Here is a 19,423-nt window from a genome sequence, read left to right on the forward strand (position 1 = left end):
CATTACAACAACATGAAGTCATAACCAATCTGAATATATTTTCCAAAAAACAACTCTATTCCAGACAAATAAAATCAATCATTTTGATTTTAAGCCACTTTCAGGCACTCATCAGTATTACACCATAACTCAGGTTTAAAACTCGGTAAAACACCCTGAGAATAGCTTAAAAACAGCTCCTGTACCATAAATTCCAGAATAGGAAACCAACTTTGTGTAGTACAAAAAGAATCATGTATCGTCCAAAGTGGCATATCAGGATTTATTTCTGCAATCTGTTTTGTAATAGTATCAATCACACAATCAGATTCAACCTGTTGCAGAAGTCTCGGAAACAGTTTGAATGAATCTTTTTCATCAGAGGTGGTTTTAAAAATCTCGATACACTCACACAGCAAAGGAAAATGTTGTTTGAATATCAGATATTCTTTTGACGGTCTTTTGAGCGGAGTATACAAAATCTGCAATGTAAGTTTTTTCATCAAATCTCGTTTAGTCGGGAACTCATAAACTTCTGCTTTGCCAGTGTCCGAATTGTAAAAAGATTTTCTAAACACTCCGTCATAATCAGGATGAATATCTGTAAAAAGTGGCATCAAAAATTCATAAAATTGCCCTGTCAACACAGCTTTTTTGAGCGGAGCAAATTCTTCTTGAAACGCCTTACTGGACGTGATTTGTTGTAATTTCTGCTGGATATTACCTATATTATCATTTCCAAACACTCTACTCATTATCTCTAAAATCTTACTATTATTTAAACTTTCCAATACCAAAACCATAAAATAAGGTTGTGAGTTTTTAATATCGAGACTTTGAATGTTTTCACCGTAATATGTCAGATATGGGCGGAATTTAGACGGCATATTGGTTAGGTTCGTATGTAGTCTGTTATCTGAATCCGAATTACGAGAGATACGGAAACATTGCTCTTTCAGCATTAATGCAGAGTGCCAGTATTTGTATGCTTTAGCAATTACTGGATTTAGTCTGGCATAACTTAAACTGTACTTATTGTAGCAGAACTCAGACGATAAATCATTATTCAAGCGGTCAAAATCAAAGAACAGCCCATTATCAAACCATTTAGACAAGTGTGAGCAGGATAAAATTGTATCATTATCAACAACTTCTTTTAAAAGATTTTTAGTCAAAAATTTATCAGTCATTTCAAATATTGAAAAATCCAAGCATTCAACACCCTCAAGATTGATGTTTTCATAGTTGTATCGGTAGCGTTTACAGGTACGACCTTTTGAATGACCTTTACCCTGCAAAAGACCAATCTGTAAAAAATACTCAAAATACTTACTGTAATTGGAATCTTTTTTCTTTAATCGTTGGGAATCCATAGGTATATAACCCCAGAGATATGTTTTGTCTTTTTGGTACGCAGGAATACTGATAACTAAACTCAGGAAGTACAGGGCATTATTCATTTTGAACTCTTTAAACGGTTGTTGTTCCCGAACTTTTTCCTGAAGATAATTAACTATGATTGTGGGTAGCACTACTTTCCATTGATAATCCTCGTGATAAAAGGCTGATGCATTGATTTTACGGTTTGATTTTTTGCTTTTATATTGTTGCATATTTGTTTGTTTTTATTGAAAATTAGGCATAGCAATAGCTCTCCATAGTTCCTTTACTACGGCTAATACCTCAATCGTTAATTTTTTGGAGATAAAAAGAATGTTTGTGTACAGTGGGTTTTTATGCGCAATCAAACCGCACCTGCACAACGGAAAAGATTGTTAAGAAGCCAATCCTAATTTTGTTTGAATTTCATTGCGGGTATAGTACACTCTACCACCGAAGTCGATAGGAACTAAAATCCCGCTTTTTGCCCAATTGTTTAATGTTCCGAGCGAAACTCCGAAGTACTCTGCTGTTTCTACTCTCGTCATTATTTCTTTACCCTCTGGCTTATACATTTCTGCCAGTTTACACTCAAATTGATTTAATTTATCATCAATTAAATTCTCGATTTTTTTGAAAAATTCTTTAAAATAATCCATATTGTTTGTTTCTATATATCATTTAATAAAACAAAATTATGAACTACATAAAACAAACACAAAAGCATTAAAATCGTTTTAATCCTTTCTTAGCCTTATTTTTAATGAAAAATCGAATTTGAATCTATCAGGGAGTTTTAGAGAAAAGTTAAAATTTCTTAAAATCGAAAAATATCGGAACAACACCTAAAAATCAATCAGCCAATTCCAAATACCGTTTTGAACCTCCGAAGGCTCTCTAACAATGAAAGCCTGATGAAAGCCAAGCCACCATAAATGCATCAAACGGTCAGGAATAACATTCGTGTTATCATTTTCTGCCTTGTATTTATCCCTAAGTTCGGATATTCCAGCATCCAGTGTCTTGATTTTTTCTAACAGCTCCCACATTGAGCTGTATGTATCATGACCTAATTTTTCCTGCATTTCGGTAGCAGTTACGTTTTGGTCAATCACATACAGATATATAGCACCTAACCAAATACGAAAAGGGAGCTTACTCCCTCTCATTTTGGTTAATCCTTTAAGATATAAAGTTGCTTTACAACCTCTGTTTTTACACTCAAAACAGGCTTTTTTTCGCAACCAATAGAAACCTCTCGTGTCATTGCATTCACACCTCAAACCACGCTCTAAAACAAGCTCTTTAAGGCGTTCAGCGCACTCACTTTCAGTAGGTAGATTCAGCATTAAGAAACATTTCTGTTAATATTGATAATTTCTGCCAACTGTTCCGTGTTTCCACTCTCAATGAGTTCTTTTATTTTCTGCATTCTTTCGTGTAATTCTTGAATCTGTTTAGCCTGTAAATCAACTCTTTGTAATTTTTCGTTTCTTGCTTTGATACTTTCCTGTCTTATTTGTTCGTGTTCAAAGGTCGGTTTGAAATAGGTTTTGAAAACAGATTCATCCGTATGTCCTGTATACTGCCAGATTTCCAATAAGTCCCAACCTTCCATATAACGGTTTGTACAAAAACTCCTACGTGAATCGTGAAATGCTATTTTGTCTGCAAAGTTTATCGTTTCAAACTCCACTCCGTCATTCGTAGGGCGTTCACGAGTAATTATTTTTTCTTTGAAATACGGTATTGCTTTAAAAAGTTCTTTCAAATACTCATTGGTATTTTGGTTGGATATGGCAATGCTTTTTATATCATCATTGTATTTACTCAGGATGTCACCTGCATAGCCAAAAAATGAAAAACGAACTGTCTTATAGTTATCTACTCCCGAACCTTTTTTTAACAGGATGTTGACCATTTTACTGTTATGGTCGATATGTCCACCCTCAATACGTGTAATATCCCCGAATCTGAGCGAGGTATGACAGGCTAAAACAAACATATCCCGCACTCTCTCCAATCTCGGAGCATTGGAAAAATCATGTTCGTACAATATTTTGATTTCGGGTTCGGTTAACACAGTGTGGAACGTTGGCGGAACTTTTACTTTATACTCATCTTGCATATAACTTCTGTTATCCGTATAACCTCTTTCAAATGCACGTTTCTGTACCTGTGACAATCTTTTGATTCGAGTTTTGAGCGTATTTAATGACTTGACCCTTTCTGTATCAAGTAGCCAGTTTTGAAACTCTAGACATTGCAATTCGTCAAATTTATCAATATCCAGAAAGATACTGTTTTCATTGGCAAAGTCATTTAAATCCTGATACATTACACCGAAAGATGAAACATAGCTTCTATGCATGGGTTTTTGACCCGAAGCAAATGCACGTTGGATTTTAAGTTCTGTTACCTTCATGAACTCTTGGAAAACATCATCAAAAGATTTTTTGCTTTTCTGTACAGTTGTAAGCTCCTTACCTGCCATTGCATTATCTACAATGGTTTTTAGCTCGTCCTTTGTAGGCATACGGTTGTAATGCTCATTGAAATTTTTGTGAGCATCTACTATGGACGTTTTGAACTTGCTGAGTTTTTGGTTAATTTCTCTTTTATCACCGCCAGAAGTAACAGTTTTAGTATCTGTATCCCAACTGCTAGAAACAACTTTCAGACCTGTTGAAAAATCAACTTTCAAATCCTTGAATGAATATCTACCCATTATTCGGGAGATTTCTTTTGTAGGTTCTTTCAATCTGAAATTTACACTCCCTGTTTCGTTGCTGTATCTTTTTACTTTTGCCATATACAAATATACTTAAAATTTTAAAATCAGTCACCTTTTTGGTCACCCTAATTTTTAAACATATTTAAATTCATTTGAATTCAACAAAACACAATTGTTTATTTATCAATGTTATTAAACAACAACAAAATATAATAAAGTATAAACAAGTACAACATGTTATACCCTGTGGGTCTACAATTTATTAATTAACCACTTGATTATCAAGTGGTTTTTATTTTCTTAGTTAACTACTAGTCAATAAGTTTATTTTTCAAAAGCAATTCTAGTATTTTTCCGTGAAATTGTCTAAGTGTCCAATCAAAATTTTCCTCTAATTATATATTATTTCAAAAATTATTATCTTAGTGATTAGTCACAGCGGTGCTCTGGGCTATGAAATACAGCTGCCAGTTGTGAATTGCTTTCAAAAATTATTATCTTAGTGATTAGTCACAGCGTCCTCACATAATTGCTCACTTAATGCGTTGTTGTGAATTGCTTTCAAAAATTATTATCTTAGTGATTAGTCACAGCGCATACGCTGTTTGATAGGGATTGCTTATTGTTGTGAATTGCTTTCAAAAATTATTATCTTAGTGATTAGTCACAGCATGACTCCGAAACGTATACTCCGAAATCTTGTTGTGAATTGCTTTCAAAAATTATTATCTTAGTGATTAGTCACAGCATGTCCCTTATATTCTTGTCTTCCACCCCTGTTGTGAATTGCTTTCAAAAATTATTATCTTAGTGATTAGTCACAGCTGGTAGCATCTTTATATGGTTTGTAAGGCTGTTGTGAATTGCTTTCAAAAATTATTATCTTAGTGATTAGTCACAGCGTATAATTTTCTACGGAAATACTTATTTCAGTTGTGAATTGCTTTCAAAAATTATTATCTTAGTGATTAGTCACAGCGCATAGCCTATGACTACGGATGGGAAGATGGTTGTGAATTGCTTTCAAAAATTATTATCTTAGTGATTAGTCACAGCTTTCTCCTGCAGCAACACCCATTTCATATAGTTGTGAATTGCTTTCAAAAATTATTATCTTAGTGATTAGTCACAGCTTTCAAACACCGCCGATAGTACTATTGATTGTTGTGAATTGCTTTCAAAAATTATTATCTTAGTGATTAGTCACAGCAAAACAAAAAAAGTGATAAACCTTGACAATGTTGTGAATTGCTTTCAAAAATTATTATCTTAGTGATTAGTCACAGCGGTAATTAATTTTGATAACATTGTACTACTGTTGTGAATTGCTTTCAAAAATTATTATCTTAGTGATTAGTCACAGCTAGTATGGCTTAATAGTCCACTCCCACCAAGTTGTGAATTGCTTTCAAAAATTATTATCTTAGTGATTAGTCACAGCAACTAAGAGTGGTTTTTTTATGTCCTTTCGGTTGTGAATTGCTTTCAAAAATTATTATCTTAGTGATTAGTCACAGCTTGGCCAAACTTCATAAAACATCAACTTTAGTTGTGAATTGCTTTCAAAAATTATTATCTTAGTGATTAGTCACAGCTGAATCCGAATTATTCACAAACCTAGCTAAGTTGTGAATTGCTTTCAAAAATTATTATCTTAGTGATTAGTCACAGCTGATTCTCTCAACATGATGAGAGTATTAACGTTGTGAATTGCTTTCAAAAATTATTATCTTAGTGATTAGTCACAGCATCCAGTACCTTAGTACCATGTTCTACAATGTTGTGAATTGCTTTCAAAAATTATTATCTTAGTGATTAGTCACAGCAGCCGTCGAGGTTGCTATATTGGTAGGGCGGTTGTGAATTGCTTTCAAAAATTATTATCTTAGTGATTAGTCACAGCGGTAAAGCACCAAGGTATGGCCACCGAATAGTTGTGAATTGCTTTCAAAAATTATTATCTTAGTGATTAGTCACAGCGCTTCGGCTAACGGCGTATGCAGAACAAATGTTGTGAATTGCTTTCAAAAATTATTATCTTAGTGATTAGTCACAGCCACCGTTTTAGGTGTGGTAAAAGGAATCTTGTTGTGAATTGCTTTCAAAAATTATTATCTTAGTGATTAGTCACAGCTTTGTCCGTGAAATCAATAAGATGCACGGAGTTGTGAATTGCTTTCAAAAATTATTATCTTAGTGATTAGTCACAGCAATGGATCTAAGCTGCTTATCTTTCTTAATGTTGTGAATTGCTTTCAAAAATTATTATCTTAGTGATTAGTCACAGCTGTAAACATACAGAACATCAACCATTGTCCGTTGTGAATTGCTTTCAAAAATTATTATCTTAGTGATTAGTCACAGCTACGGTAGCACCGTCGTTAAAAAGCGCTGTGTTGTGAATTGCTTTCAAAAATTATTATCTTAGTGATTAGTCACAGCCGATACTAGCGGCACCACGTGGGCTCAAACGTTGTGAATTGCTTTCAAAAATTATTATCTTAGTGATTAGTCACAGCAAAGCAGTTTTCAATGCAAAATGGTACGTTGTTGTGAATTGCTTTCAAAAATTATTATCTTAGTGATTAGTCACAGCTTTGTCATAATTTGATATGTTTTTGACTCTGTTGTGAATTGCTTTCAAAAATTATTATCTTAGTGATTAGTCACAGCTAAAAACCTGGATTACGCAGAAGCTATCAAGTTGTGAATTGCTTTCAAAAATTATTATCTTAGTGATTAGTCACAGCCTCAAAATTTAACCCACTGTTAGCCAGTGGGTTTATTTAATATTTAGGATTTAAAAATTAGAATAATTCCAGCTGCTGGAAGGTTGGTGGTGGCTCTTCTTTATTTCTGGCAAAAAAAATTTCAATGTCACCAAATTGTTTATCTGTAATACACATAATGGCTACTTTCCCGGCTTTAGGAAGCATAAATTTTACTCTTTTGATATGAACTTCAGCATTTTCCCGACTCGGACAATGGCGCACGTACATTGAAAATTGAAATAATGTAAATCCATCATCAATCAACGCTTTCCGGAAACGGTTAGCATCCTTCATATTAGCCTTGGTCTCAGTTGGCAGATCATATAGTACTAAAACCCACATAATTCGGTACGCATTAAACCTTTCGGTATTCATATCAATTCGGGATAAGAGATTAAGCGCTTTTCTCCCGTATAACATTTATAAAGTGAAGTAACTGTTGTTTTTACAGCTACCAATAATGGCCTGGTTTTATTATCAATCCTTACATCTTTTGTGGCAATCTGCAATATATGAGCTTTAAACTCTTTTGTCAGCTCATCAGAATTTGAATTTTTTGTTAACCAATCCATAACCAGCACATCAATAAACTGACGATAAGGCTCCATCAGATCATCAGCAAGACAGTAAGGATTATATTTGTTTTTATGAAAAATTCCTAAAACAGGAAGCAATCCTGTTTCTACAATTGCTCTGGCAACAATACTTCGCAAAACTGAATATCCGAAATTAAAAAACTGATTCGGTGAATCTCCAAAACGCTGCCTTAAAAAATCCAGACTAATAAGATATTTCCAGTAATGTTGTGCTGCAATCCCTTCCATATTGGTAATATCACCACTTTTTACGTTATTTTGATAATCAATCATTGGTTCGTAATAATTCCCCAACCTCATCAAAACATTTTTCTGATTTTCAATTTTGCATTCAATAGTTTGTTTCCACAGCTGTTTTTTAAGTGGCTCACTTGCATCCAATTGATCTTTTACCCGATCTGAATGTTCTGTATGTCCATAAAGTGGCAGCATAATTCCGTGTGGTAAATGATGGGCGTCACAACTTATTATTACAACATTATTTCCCATCATTTTCTGAATTAGATTATGCGAAATTGTAATTTGAAAATGATCTAACATCAATAATCCTAAATCTTCTACAGGAACACTTCCCTTTTCCGATTTCGTCTCAGGACAAAGAATTTTCATCTGCTCATCTTTGAGTTTCAGATATGCCGGATTTCCTATATAGATTGAGCGGGTAATCATTTATTATGCTTTTGAGATATTACCGAGACGATCTATTTTCAGCTTAATACAATTCTCTTTAATCATTGATCCGTCAATTGCACGTTCCATTTTATTTAAAGTTGAAAATTCTGTCTTGTTAGCAATAGATGTGGCAACATCTTGTCTAATAAAAAATATCTGACTTCCTGAGAAACTGACTACTTTGTAAATGTTCCTCTGCTTCTCTTTTACTAAATTCTTAAAATCGATACTATGCATATTTTCAAGCTCATCTCCCGAAGGGATATAGACCAGATCATTCGGAGAAAGTAAAAAATCTTCTTTATTCTTAAATGAAACAGGACCCAACCCTTGTTTCTGTCTTTCAATAACTTCATTTAGTGGAATGGTTTCATAGCTTCTTTTTCCTCTATCATCTGTATATACAGCAAAAAAAAGATTTGTCCCTTTGGCTGCCTCTACATATTTATCCTTTTTATGTCCTGTTTGACCCACAGGGAATTTACTTCCCAATTCAAAAATTCTAATTTTATTAATGGGTTGATGTAGTTTACCGTCATTGAAATTTTCAATATTCTTATTCAAATCTTCAATTCCTTCCGGAGAGAATGCTACTTCAGGGCTTCCTTTAAATTCTAAATAATTCTTTAGAATCTTCTGAATTCCAGTATCTGTAATTGAATTGATTGTTTTCACATCAAATGAAGCATCCAAACTCTTTCTTGTAGCTGTTAATACTTTCCCTTTCGGAACTTTAACCCAAGGTAAATCTACTTTCCCTGAAACAGTTTCTTTATGCATCGGCTTACGTATGGCCCAGTTAGTCCCTTTCTGCTTTACGGATTCTTTTGTTTTAACACCATCCTTTTCAACCCATTTTTCATAATGGTTAGTCGCTTTATTGATTACACGCAGATTTTGCTTAAAGCTGACAATTATCGTCTCTAATTTATTTTTAGCATCAACAGTAAAACTATCCCAGGGTTTCAAAAACTGTTTAGGAACTTCTTTCTCCATTTTTTTGCCGGTTTGAGGATGTTTATAAACTACCTTTTCAAACTTCATCAGCTTTCTTTTTAAATCATATCTTTTTATATCAGATTTTGCTGATTGATTATTAAGCAGGTTAATATGGTTTTTGGTTGCACATGCAATGACCAAAGCATCCATGGCATGATGGCGATGATCTATCCTTTTCTTGGAGAAACCCTTTGAAAGCTCAATAGGAACAGTAGGTAGGAACTTCTGATGATTTTCGTTCCATACTGTAAAATCATTTGAATTGGTCAATTGATTCATCCTTTCAAAACGAGGAAGTATTAATTCATTCCAAATATCATTCAAGCCCCAATCTTGTTTCAGTTGTGCTGTGACCTTTCCATTTCCCGGAATAATATTTTTAGAATTTACGCCTTCATCAGTTCCGTCTTCTACCCGAACAATATTGGAAAGTACTCCTGAAATATATTTACTGATGTGTCGTGTGTCATTTAATTGACGCTCAATCATTTTTTCAGGAATTTCCTCTAAAAGAAGCTTAGTTCTCTTACTCCGGTTTTTAGCATAATGCTTCTTTACAAAATCTTCATAAGCTTCGATTTCAAATATCCGCACAATTTTTCCAAAGCCACATTCTACTGTAGCTCCATGAAATTGCTTGATAAAACCTAGTCCGATATAGTTATCTTTTAATTTATTAACCGCAGATTCGCAGATAATTTTATTGTTAAAGCTATCATCGAAATAACGGCTTTGGGGGATAATATGCTCAATTTCATATTCCGGTGTAAATAATTTATTCAATGGAATAATTTCTCCGGTGTAGGGCGAACGATATTTCTGCTCAAGCCAAAGCTTATACCTTTTTAAATCTGAAGAAGACGGCTGTGCTGTTTTACTGATTTTTAAATATTCATCTTCAATTTCAATTTCAGAATTTAAAACACCTTCCTCATAAATTTTAAGAATTTCCTGTTGCATCGGTGAAAAAGGACGGACATTTTCCACATCATTATCATTCATCATTTCGGCTAACAAGGCTTTGATACGGAGATTGGTATTTTCGTTCTCTGAAATTTTCCGTGTCATTTTATCTCTTTCTTCTGCCGGAAGCTTCATCTCTCTGCCTAATTCGATATGAATTTCACTAAAGAAGTCTTTTGTACCGTTCCCATATTTAAGCCAAATATCTTTCACGACACGAAGAGTCTCTATAATCACCTGTTCTACAATTGGATTACGAAGTGAATGTTGTCTGAATTCTTTTAAAAACCCTTCCAAATCATCTGCAGAATTCCATTTTCCTAAAACAGAGGCTTCTGAATGACGACCGTAAACTGCATATTGGGACAGCCATAGTGGCAAACCCTGAAAATGATTTTCTTGCGTAAGATGTAATGCTTTTTCCCTGACTTTATCTTTGATATTTTCATCAAATTCGCCTGTGATTATTTTTCCAATTCTTTCCTGAGATTCTCCATCAATACTTTCCCAATTCCAATATTTCCCCAAACGTATCAAGGGCAAGAGTTTTTTGATGGCTTTTTCTGAAAAAGAGCCATATTCACTTTTAAAAGGAGGAAATTTTTTAAAAGTTTCAAAAAATGAGTTTTCATCCAAGTTCTTCTTACGAGCAAATGATCTTAATGCTTTTTCGTATTCTGTTTTATCATTGACGGAATAGATAATGTGCCATATACTTTGTTCTATTTCCCTTGTCAGAAAATCAACTGAACAATTTTCAACTTTTTCAAGCCTTGTCGAAATCATTGTTTTGGTTTCATTGCAGGGATATTTTTTGTCTTCTACATAATTCCAACGATGTGTTTTTTCATTTGAATTAAAATGTTTCAGCAATGCTTTCTGATCAACTTCCTTCCTGTTATTTAAAAAATTAAACAGAACTTCATAGTCTTTGGTATTACTCAGAAACTCTTGTGTAACATTAGTATCATCATCTTTTTTGTAAATATTCAAATTAAACATCCACTGCCAGATACGGAATTCCTGATAATAAGGATTTGATTTTGGAATCGTTTTCAAATATTGTATCTGTTCCACTCCATTTTCATCTTTATATTTTCTGAACTCTAAAGTACAGTTGGAAACAGAGGATTTCTGGCTTCTCAAAGGTCTTTGGTAGAAAATAATGTCATCCAAAAACAGGTGAACAAAATCTTTTTTGCTCAATGTAAGCTGATGAGCCTCATTATTGCGGTATAATTCTCTTATACAGTCATTATATAAATCAGTATTTTGCAATTCCGCATGAAATTCTTTCTGTTTTTCCAGAATTTGTTTTAGTTCAGCTTTATAGAATTTTCTTTCAATGGTGCGAACGAGTTTTCCATTAATTTTTTGTCTGGGATTTTGAAGCAGAGCATCATAAATATATGTTCCGACAGTTTTATGAGATTTATCGATTTCCTGTTCCGTTTTCTTTTTTACAAGCGTCCAGTCATTTTCACTTGGTGCACGAAAACTCCTTTTCTCATTTCCTTCCTTATCAGTTTTGACACTTCCATCATCATTTACATCAGTCGTTACAATAAAATCTCTTGTCTTATCTTTCCAATCAAATAAAGGGATTTTGCTCGAACGTCTATAGATCCATCCGTTCTCTAAAATCAATGAATACCAAATGTCTGATTTTCCTCTTTGAGGTTCATCGGCCAAAACATCCACAATTTTTAAAGAATAAAATTCCACCAATTTATTAGGGTTCTCTTCTTCCTCTTCGCCTCTCAATTGGTAATAACCACGCTTTTGATTAAAATTCAAAAGAATCCAGGCCAGTTCTTCCTTCTCTATTTTTTGAGTAAGTGCTTTCTTACGGAGATAATAAATTGTCCAGTCATAAGGAATTTTCCTGTTATTTTCTAAGATATGAGGCTGATGTTTTTTGAAATCTGACAGCATTTCTTCAAAAGAATTCTCAAAAATAAATCTACTGCCATCATAAACCAGTTTGGGTTCGGATTCTTCCTTGAATTTCCCAAATCTATTTTCAAAATCTATTTGAGAAGCATAATGTTCCGGCAAAAATCCTAAGACATTTAAAACCCGATGAAGTCTTTCTCTGCGTAATAGAAATCTTTCACGCAGCCTTCTTACCCCTCTATAGCCTGTACGTTCCGCCGTTTGGGAAACAGAATTTCCTTTTCCAAATTCTCCTAAAATATCCTGAGACATCGGAATAATCCGGCTTCCCATTCCAAGAATTTTTCCTTGCTTAGTTTCAAAATCTTGTTGAACCAAAGCCCAACCGATTGAATTTGTCCCTAAGTCTAATCCGAGTATATTTTTCATATAATTATCAATTAGTTTTCATAGTCTTATAAAAATAGAAAGAAAAAAGTTATTCAAATTATGGGTTTCCGTAAATCAACTAATCAATTTTTAATTTATATTTGTATTAATAATTTTGAAAAGCAATTCACAATAAGGATTATTCCGTTGTGAAAACATTTAGCGCCTCGACTATCTTCGGGGCATTTTTATAATTTCATATCTATTATTTCCTTAAGATAATAGTTTTTCAGGAATTCTAAACTTCTAAAGTATTTATACTATTTTACACCAGCAAAACCTTTTAATATCTTCAAAATGTATATCCTTTCTGGAATTTAGTCTTTTTATGAGTTATAAATATTTTTTCGTAGACTTACCTTTATAATATTTATTAAAATGCTTTTTATGTATTTCTTCATTATCTTGCCATCATTAATGCAAAAAAGTCTTTAAAACTATTATTTTAAAGACTTTTTCAACGACATGAAGTCCACTCTTTTAGAATGGCTCACTTAATTAATAACGGTTAATATCTCGAAATCACCACCCAGGCTGAGCCGGTACTTTGTACTACAATTGCTCTTCCCCAATCACTGTTATTCAAACCATAATTGGTAAAATTGCCTCCGTTAATCCTAAAACTTCCATTAATAGTAACATTTCCAGCTGTATCATTGACCAAATTATAAACTTTTCCTTGATTGGCTGCAGTTGCAGCCGGAAGAGAAATATTTCCTGTTACAAGAACCGTATAATCATCGGCAGCAATAGTTCCCGTAGACAAAGTTTTTATTTTTGCATTTAAAGATGAAGCATCTTTCCAGGACAATACTCCCGCCCCGTCTGTTACTAAAACCTGGCCGGACTGGCCATTTGTTCTCGGAAAAGTATATGCCCCCTGAGGATTCCCGGATGTATCTATATAGGAAAAGGTAACTCCTTTACTTTTTTCAAGAGTAACATTGGTTACCCCCGTTGTTCCTCCATCGTGACTCAGAATTAAGCTATTACTAGTTCCATTACTTATTCCCCATATAGAAGCATTTACACTTTGATCCTGATTAACAGCTACCAGACCAAAGGATCCGCCCGTAGACTGTGAAAAGGTGGCTATGCTGCCCCCACTGTCTCCATAATTGGATTGTAAGGTGGTTAAACCCGGTCTTGCCATAACCACACCTAAACTTGTAGCAGCAGACAGATCATTATTATCCGAATAATAGAGACCACTGCCTGCACCTAAAAGATTAGTATCTACACCAAAGTAATTGCTTCCGGTTCCATATTGAGCTTTCATATCACCTTTCACTTCAAACTGTCTGTCAGATACAGCATCAGCAGAAGTAAATCCAATCCCTACCTTTCCATTCTGATAAATGTTTTGATTATTAGAGGTCGCAGGATTGGCTGTATTTTGTAAATTCCATGGAGATGCGGAAATTCCAGTATTTAGCTTTACCCATTTATTCAAATCCCCGTTAAAATAGTAATATCCGGCGGTGCTTACATCAGCGGTTTGTCCACTTAAAGCCCCGGCAGTGGTTACATATACCAATGCTCCTGTTTGTAAAGGTGTATAAGTTTTGAGATTCAATTGATCACCTGTAATTCTGGGTGCAATAATTCCGTCAAATTTTGAAGTATCGGTCGGATTGCCCGCTACATCCAGCGTAGCATTTGGAAGATCTGTATTCACTCCCACCTGGGCAAAACTAAATGACCCTACCAATAATAGGGCAGGAAATAATTTTCTTAACATATTTATTTGTTTTTTATCAACAAATATATAATTAATTTGAACATTATATTATTTAATAAATTAATTTATAAAAATATCTATAAAAAAAGACAGCTTTTACAGCTGTCTTCATAATATTATGTTAAGTTTACAATTACTTTAAATCAAATCTGTCAGAATTCATCACTTTAACCCAGGCGGAAACAAAATCATTTACAAATTTTCTCTGGGCATCGGAACTGGCATACACTTCTGCAATCGCTCTCAATTCAGAATTAGAGCCAAAAACAAGGTCTGCACGGGTAGCTGTCCATTTTGGCTGTCCTGTTGACCGATCGGTTCCCATATACAGTTCCTGATCTTCCGAAATAGCTTTCCATTGCGTTCCCATGTCGAGAAGATTAACAAAAAAGTCATTGGTAAGTACTCCCGGACGGTTGGTAAATACACCATGTTTTGATCCGTCAAAATTCGTGTCCAGTGCACGCATTCCGCCTATAAGTACGGTAAGTTCAGGTGCTGTTAGGGTTAAAAGCTGTGCCTTATCAATCAGTAAGGATTCTGTAGATACACTGAATTTCTTTTTCAGATAGTTACGGAATCCATCTGCTGCAGGCTCCAGATAGCTCATGGATTCTACATCGGTCTGTTCCTGTGAAGCATCCATTCTTCCGGGTGCAAAAGGAACTTTGATATCATGCCCTGATTCTTTTGCAGCTTTTTCAACTCCCGCACTTCCTGCAAGAACAATTACATCCGCCAATGATACTTTTTTATTGACAACTTGAGTGTTGTTGAATTCTTTTTGAATATTTTCCAAAACCCCTAAAACTTTCTGAAGCTGAACAGGGTTGTTTACCTCCCAATCTTTTTGAGGAGCCAGCCTGATTCTTGCTCCGTTGGCCCCGCCGCGCTTATCACTTCCCCTGAATGTGGATGCGGAAGCCCATGCAGTAGATACTAACTCTGAAATACTTAATCCTGAATTTAATATTTTTTCTTTTAAGGTGTTAATATCTGCATCATTGATCAGTTCATGATCAACCTGAGGAATAGGATCCTGCCAGATCAGTTCTTCCTGAGGAACGTCCGGTCCCAGATATCTTGCTTTAGGCCCCATATCTCTGTGGGTAAGCTTAAACCATGCTCTGGAGAAGGCATCTGCAAATGCATCCGGATTTTCATAGAAATGTCTTGATATTTTTTCATACACAGGATCCAGTCTTAAGGAAAGGTCTGTAGTCAACATCGTAGGTCTGTGCTTTTTTGCAGGATCAAAAGCATCAGGAATGATCTCAGCTCCGTTTTTGGCGACCCATTGGTGGGCTCCGGCAGGGCTTTTGGTCAGTTCCCATTCATTTTCAAATAAATTTTTTAAGAAATAATTGCTCCACTGTGTCGGAGTCTCTGTCCATGTTACTTCCAGACCGCTGGAAATGGCATCTGTTCCTTTTCCTGATTTATAAGTACTGCTCCATCCTAGTCCCTGAAGTTCAATTCCCGCTGCTTCCGGCTCTTTTCCAACGTTATCCGCAGGCCCTGCGCCATGAGTTTTTCCAAAAGTATGTCCACCGGCAATTAAAGCTACCGTTTCTTCATCATTCATCGCCATACGTCCGAATGTATCACGGATATCTTTGGCAGCAGCTATCGGATCAGGATTTCCGTCCGGGCCTTCAGGGTTTACATAAATAAGCCCCATTTGTACAGCAGCAAGAGGCTTTTCAAGGTTTCTGGAATGAACATCACCATCTGCATCATCATCAGTTGGAAGTACTCCGTGCTTTTCGGCTACACCTTCTGAACCGTGCGCATACCGCAAGTCACCTCCAAGCCATGTTTTTTCCGAACCCCAGTAAACATCCATATCCGGTTCCCATACATCTTCACGCCCTCCTGCAAATCCGAATGTTTTAAATCCCATAGACTCTAAAGCAATATTCCCGGTAAGGACCAAAAGATCTGCCCATGAGATTTTATTTCCATATTTCTGCTTGATAGGCCACAGCAATCTTCTGGCTTTATCCAGACTCACGTTATCCGGCCAACTGTTCAGTGGAGCAAAACGCTGCTGTCCCGCACCAGCTCCTCCTCTTCCATCACCAACACGGTAGGTACCGGCGCTGTGCCATGCCATTCGGATAAACAAGGGACCGTAATGGCCAAAATCGGCAGGCCACCAGTCCTGAGAATCTGTCATCAATGCATGCAGATCTCTTTTTACAGCTTCAAGGTCGAGACTTTTGAATGCTTCCGCATAGTCAAAATCTTTATCCATAGGATCTGAAAGAGATGAGTGCTGGCGCAGGATATCAACCCTAAGCTGATCAGGCCACCAATCAAGATTTTTGGTTCCTCCTCCAGCTACAGCTTCTTTTTTCATTGTTCCGTTATGGAACGGACATTTACTGATGTCATTCAAATCATTTTCCATTGTCGTTTATTTTTATGTTGATTAATCCAGTTTTTTTAAACATAACAAACTTACAAAGTCTTATATATAAATACAATCTATTAATTATTATCTAAACGATAGTCAAAAACTATAACTAGTCAAGCTTTATAAATCATTTTAAAGCAGGATATTAAAAGTTATAATAATGCAATTAAGTTAGTTAAAATTCAAAAGCAGATATGAAAAAAGCAAGTCTAAGTTGCCATATTTAGAATGATTCAAATGAGCATTGTATGTTTTGATAATCAATTCATTCGATTTAATAAAATTTGATTATTTTTATAGTTCAAGAATATAATTGATATGAAAAAAATCCTGGTTGTTCTACTTGTTGCGTTTATTATTATACAGTTTTTCCCGATCGACAGGACTAATCCGGCCCCAACGCCGGGTATGGATTTCCTGAAGATCAAAAACACGCCGGAACCTATTGCAAAAATCATCAGAACATCCTGCTATGACTGCCATTCCAATGAAACTGAATATCCGTGGTATGCCAGCATTTCACCAGCTTCATGGTTTGTTAAAAATCATATAGAGGAAGGCAGAAAGCATCTTAATTTCTCTACTTTTGCAGTATACGAACCTAAAAGGCAGGCCCATAAACTTGGAGAATGTATAGAAATGACAGAAAAAGAAGAAATGCCCCTGGAGTCTTATTATGTAGGACATCAGGATGCAAAGCTGACTGCGGAACAGCGTAAGGAACTGGTGAAATACTTCAAAAAAGTAAAAGAAGATACGGAAAGGAAAATGTTATTTTAAATATCTATATCATGAAGGAGAGCTGGGAAGACAAACATATTGTATTTTTTGACGGCGACTGTGGCGTCTGTAATTTCTGGGTACAGTGGGTCCTTGAACGGGATAAGAATGACCGATTTATGTTTGCATCCCTGCAGTCTGATTTCGGACAGAAGTTCCTGTCTGAGAGAGGTCTTCAAACTCAAGTATTCAACACGCTATACCTCTGGAAACCTGGACAGTATTATTTCACCAAATCACGTGCTGTACTGCAGATCGCCACTATATTGGGTGGGGTTTATAAACTGTCGGCTGCCGGAAAAGTATTGCCTGCATTTTTGAGTGATCAGGTGTATGATCTTATTTCAAGAAACAGAATGAAACTGGCCAATCAGAAATGTTTTCTTCCTGATCGTGAGCAAAATAAAAAATTTATTGAAATCTAATTTAAATCCTGAATTTGTAGACTAAATCCGCTTCTGTTAATCTATATTTTCCAGGATGTAAATAATAAAAAAGCAAAGATGAAATTCATCCTTGCTCTTCTTAAATTTTATTGGTTTAATGACCATATTGAATAACTGTTTGGCGGAGCCTGAATTTTCACCCATTTATCTCCCTGTGTTGTTGGATACCATCCGGAATGACCTGTAAAATCTTTTATCTGCTTACTGCTCCAGTTGGTTTCTACCCATCTTTCCTGCCAGCTCGATGAATTATTGATATAAACCACCAGGCCAGGATTCCCGTTATAGCCGTTACGCCTTGCAATATATTCATCATTATCCGTATATAATATGGAAGTTGTTCCTGTAGCCTTATTATTATGGATCCAAATCAGATTATTAAGCCTTTCTTTGTTTAACCACTCTTCGTAGTCACGGTAAAAAATGGTAGGATAACCTTCATGAGTAAGAATGTAAGCATAAGCCGGCATCTTATTGTTAATAATATCGGTATCATGATTGGCCACAAAAGTCACTGCTTTATATGGGTTTCTTTTCCACATCATGTCGTCATTCAGAACATTTAAATTTCCGTTGTCAAAAGCTTCATCCATTTTATAGTATGCCGCAAAATCAAATACAGAACTGTTAGCATTATTAGCCCACCATTCTAAGGTATTTACATTGGAATCCCAAAGTTCACCAACAGAAAATCCACCAACGTTGGAATTCCAGTTATTGACAACCCAAGGCCCGAAGCCTTTGACATAATCAAATCTCCATCCGTCAAATTTCATAACATTCTTATAATATTTCCCTACAGAATCATCTCTTCCCCAGAGCCAGTCCTGGACATAAGGATTAGCATGACACAGGTCGGGAAACCCTCCGAAAGCACCTTCATCATTATTCCCGTACGAATTTTTGTAAAAATCATTATAACTTCGTTGAAATTTCCCGGAAGCAACTCCTGAAAAGTCTGTCCAGGTATTTGTTCCGGTGAAAGGATTGGCCTGAGACTGCCCGCCACTGTTATGATTGATAACAATATCTGCATACACCTGCATATTTTCTGCATGAGCTTTTGTTATCAATGCTTCCAGCTCGGTCCGGGATCCAAAACGGGTTTCTACACTTCCGTTCTGGTTAAAATTTCCAAAATCATAGTAATCTGTCGGGTCATATCCCATAGAGTAAGCTCCGTTCTGAGCTTTTGAAGCAGGTGGAAGCCATACTGCACTAATTCCGGAGTCTGACCAGGCAGTCAGTTTGTCTTTCACAGTGTTCCACCAATTTCCACCTTCGGGAACATCCCAGTAAAACCCCTGCATCAGGACACCGCCTCCAGGACCGGATACATATTTCCCGGTCAAAGATCCGCTTCCTGTACTAAAGGGCCGTCCGTCATGGTTGGTAACATTTACGGTTTTAGCATGAACTTCTTCTTTCTGAAGACTTTCATTATCGTTTTCATCACCGCTCTGACAGGAACTTAAAAATGCTAAAGACAGCATCGAAATTAAGAAATGTGTTTTTTTCATACGTGTATTTTAATTATTAATCTATTAACTAAATTACAATTTTATTGAAACAAAATATATAAAACTCAAAAATTTTTCATTTTCAATAAAAGATTCCA

12 protein-coding genes and 1 CRISPR repeat array are annotated in these 19,423 nt (G+C 35.5%); of the genes, 2 read left to right on the forward strand and 10 right to left on the reverse strand.

Annotated features, from left to right (window positions below):
* Positions 1–89: 89 nt before the first annotated feature.
* The 9 genes from LC418_RS17915 to katG form a co-directional block, all read right to left on the reverse strand.
* Positions 90–1,592 (reverse strand): hypothetical protein, encoded by a 1,503-nt coding sequence (locus LC418_RS17915; protein ID WP_223560136.1) that lies wholly within the window; start codon positions 1,590–1,592, stop codon positions 90–92.
* Positions 1,593–1,754: 162 nt separating this feature from the next.
* Positions 1,755–1,934 (reverse strand): helix-turn-helix domain-containing protein, encoded by a 180-nt coding sequence (locus LC418_RS17920; RefSeq protein WP_223560137.1) that lies wholly within the window; start codon positions 1,932–1,934, stop codon positions 1,755–1,757.
* A gap of 270 nt (positions 1,935–2,204) precedes the next feature.
* The gene (locus LC418_RS17925; RefSeq protein WP_223560138.1) at positions 2,205–2,708 is read right to left on the reverse strand and encodes a hypothetical protein; all 504 of its coding nucleotides are present in this window, start codon (positions 2,706–2,708) and stop codon (positions 2,205–2,207) included.
* Entirely contained in the window at positions 2,708–4,171 is a 1,464-nt protein-coding gene (locus LC418_RS17930; RefSeq protein WP_223560139.1) for a tyrosine-type recombinase/integrase, read from the reverse strand. The genes LC418_RS17925 and LC418_RS17930 overlap by 1 nt, the downstream gene beginning before the upstream one ends.
* A 315-nt stretch (positions 4,172–4,486) precedes the next feature.
* Positions 4,487–6,843: direct repeats of the CRISPR family, unit length 47 nt; unit sequence GTTGTGAATTGCTTTCAAAAATTATTATCTTAGTGATTAGTCACAGC.
* Positions 6,844–6,900: 57 nt separating this feature from the next.
* On the reverse strand, positions 6,901–7,239 hold the full coding sequence (cas2, locus tag LC418_RS17935; protein WP_223560140.1) for a CRISPR-associated endonuclease Cas2: 339 nt from the start codon (positions 7,237–7,239) through the stop codon (positions 6,901–6,903).
* A complete protein-coding gene (gene cas1 / locus LC418_RS17940; RefSeq protein ID WP_223560141.1) occupies positions 7,236–8,129 on the reverse strand; it encodes a type II CRISPR-associated endonuclease Cas1 in 894 nt (297 codons plus the stop codon). The genes cas2 and cas1 overlap by 4 nt, the downstream gene beginning before the upstream one ends.
* Before the next feature lie 3 nt (positions 8,130–8,132).
* A complete protein-coding gene (cas9, locus tag LC418_RS17945) occupies positions 8,133–12,419 on the reverse strand; it encodes a type II CRISPR RNA-guided endonuclease Cas9 (protein ID WP_223560142.1) in 4,287 nt (1,428 codons plus the stop codon).
* A gap of 508 nt (positions 12,420–12,927) precedes the next feature.
* The gene (locus tag LC418_RS17950; protein ID WP_223560143.1) at positions 12,928–14,160 is read right to left on the reverse strand and encodes an autotransporter outer membrane beta-barrel domain-containing protein; all 1,233 of its coding nucleotides are present in this window, start codon (positions 14,158–14,160) and stop codon (positions 12,928–12,930) included.
* 133 nt (positions 14,161–14,293) lie between these two features.
* Positions 14,294–16,573, reverse strand: a complete 2,280-nt coding sequence (gene katG, locus LC418_RS17955) for a catalase/peroxidase HPI (protein WP_223560144.1) — start codon at positions 16,571–16,573, stop codon at positions 14,294–14,296.
* A 324-nt stretch (positions 16,574–16,897) separates the two neighbouring features.
* On the opposite strand from katG, the gene LC418_RS17960 reads away from it, so the two are divergent.
* Positions 16,898–17,359, forward strand: a complete 462-nt coding sequence (locus LC418_RS17960) for a heme-binding domain-containing protein (RefSeq protein ID WP_111961034.1) — start codon at positions 16,898–16,900, stop codon at positions 17,357–17,359.
* Between the two features lie 11 nt (positions 17,360–17,370).
* The gene (locus tag LC418_RS17965; RefSeq protein WP_223560145.1) at positions 17,371–17,784 is read left to right on the forward strand and encodes a thiol-disulfide oxidoreductase DCC family protein; all 414 of its coding nucleotides are present in this window, start codon (positions 17,371–17,373) and stop codon (positions 17,782–17,784) included.
* Positions 17,785–17,891: 107 nt separating this feature from the next.
* Here the strand turns inward: LC418_RS17965 and LC418_RS17970 are convergent, their stop codons facing one another.
* Positions 17,892–19,325 (reverse strand): alpha-amylase, encoded by a 1,434-nt coding sequence (locus tag LC418_RS17970; RefSeq protein WP_223560146.1) that lies wholly within the window; start codon positions 19,323–19,325, stop codon positions 17,892–17,894.
* Positions 19,326–19,423: the final 98 nt, after the last annotated feature.

The sequence above is a fragment of the Chryseobacterium lathyri genome (assembly GCF_019970085.1).
GTDB lineage: Bacteria > Bacteroidota > Bacteroidia > Flavobacteriales > Weeksellaceae > Chryseobacterium > Chryseobacterium lathyri.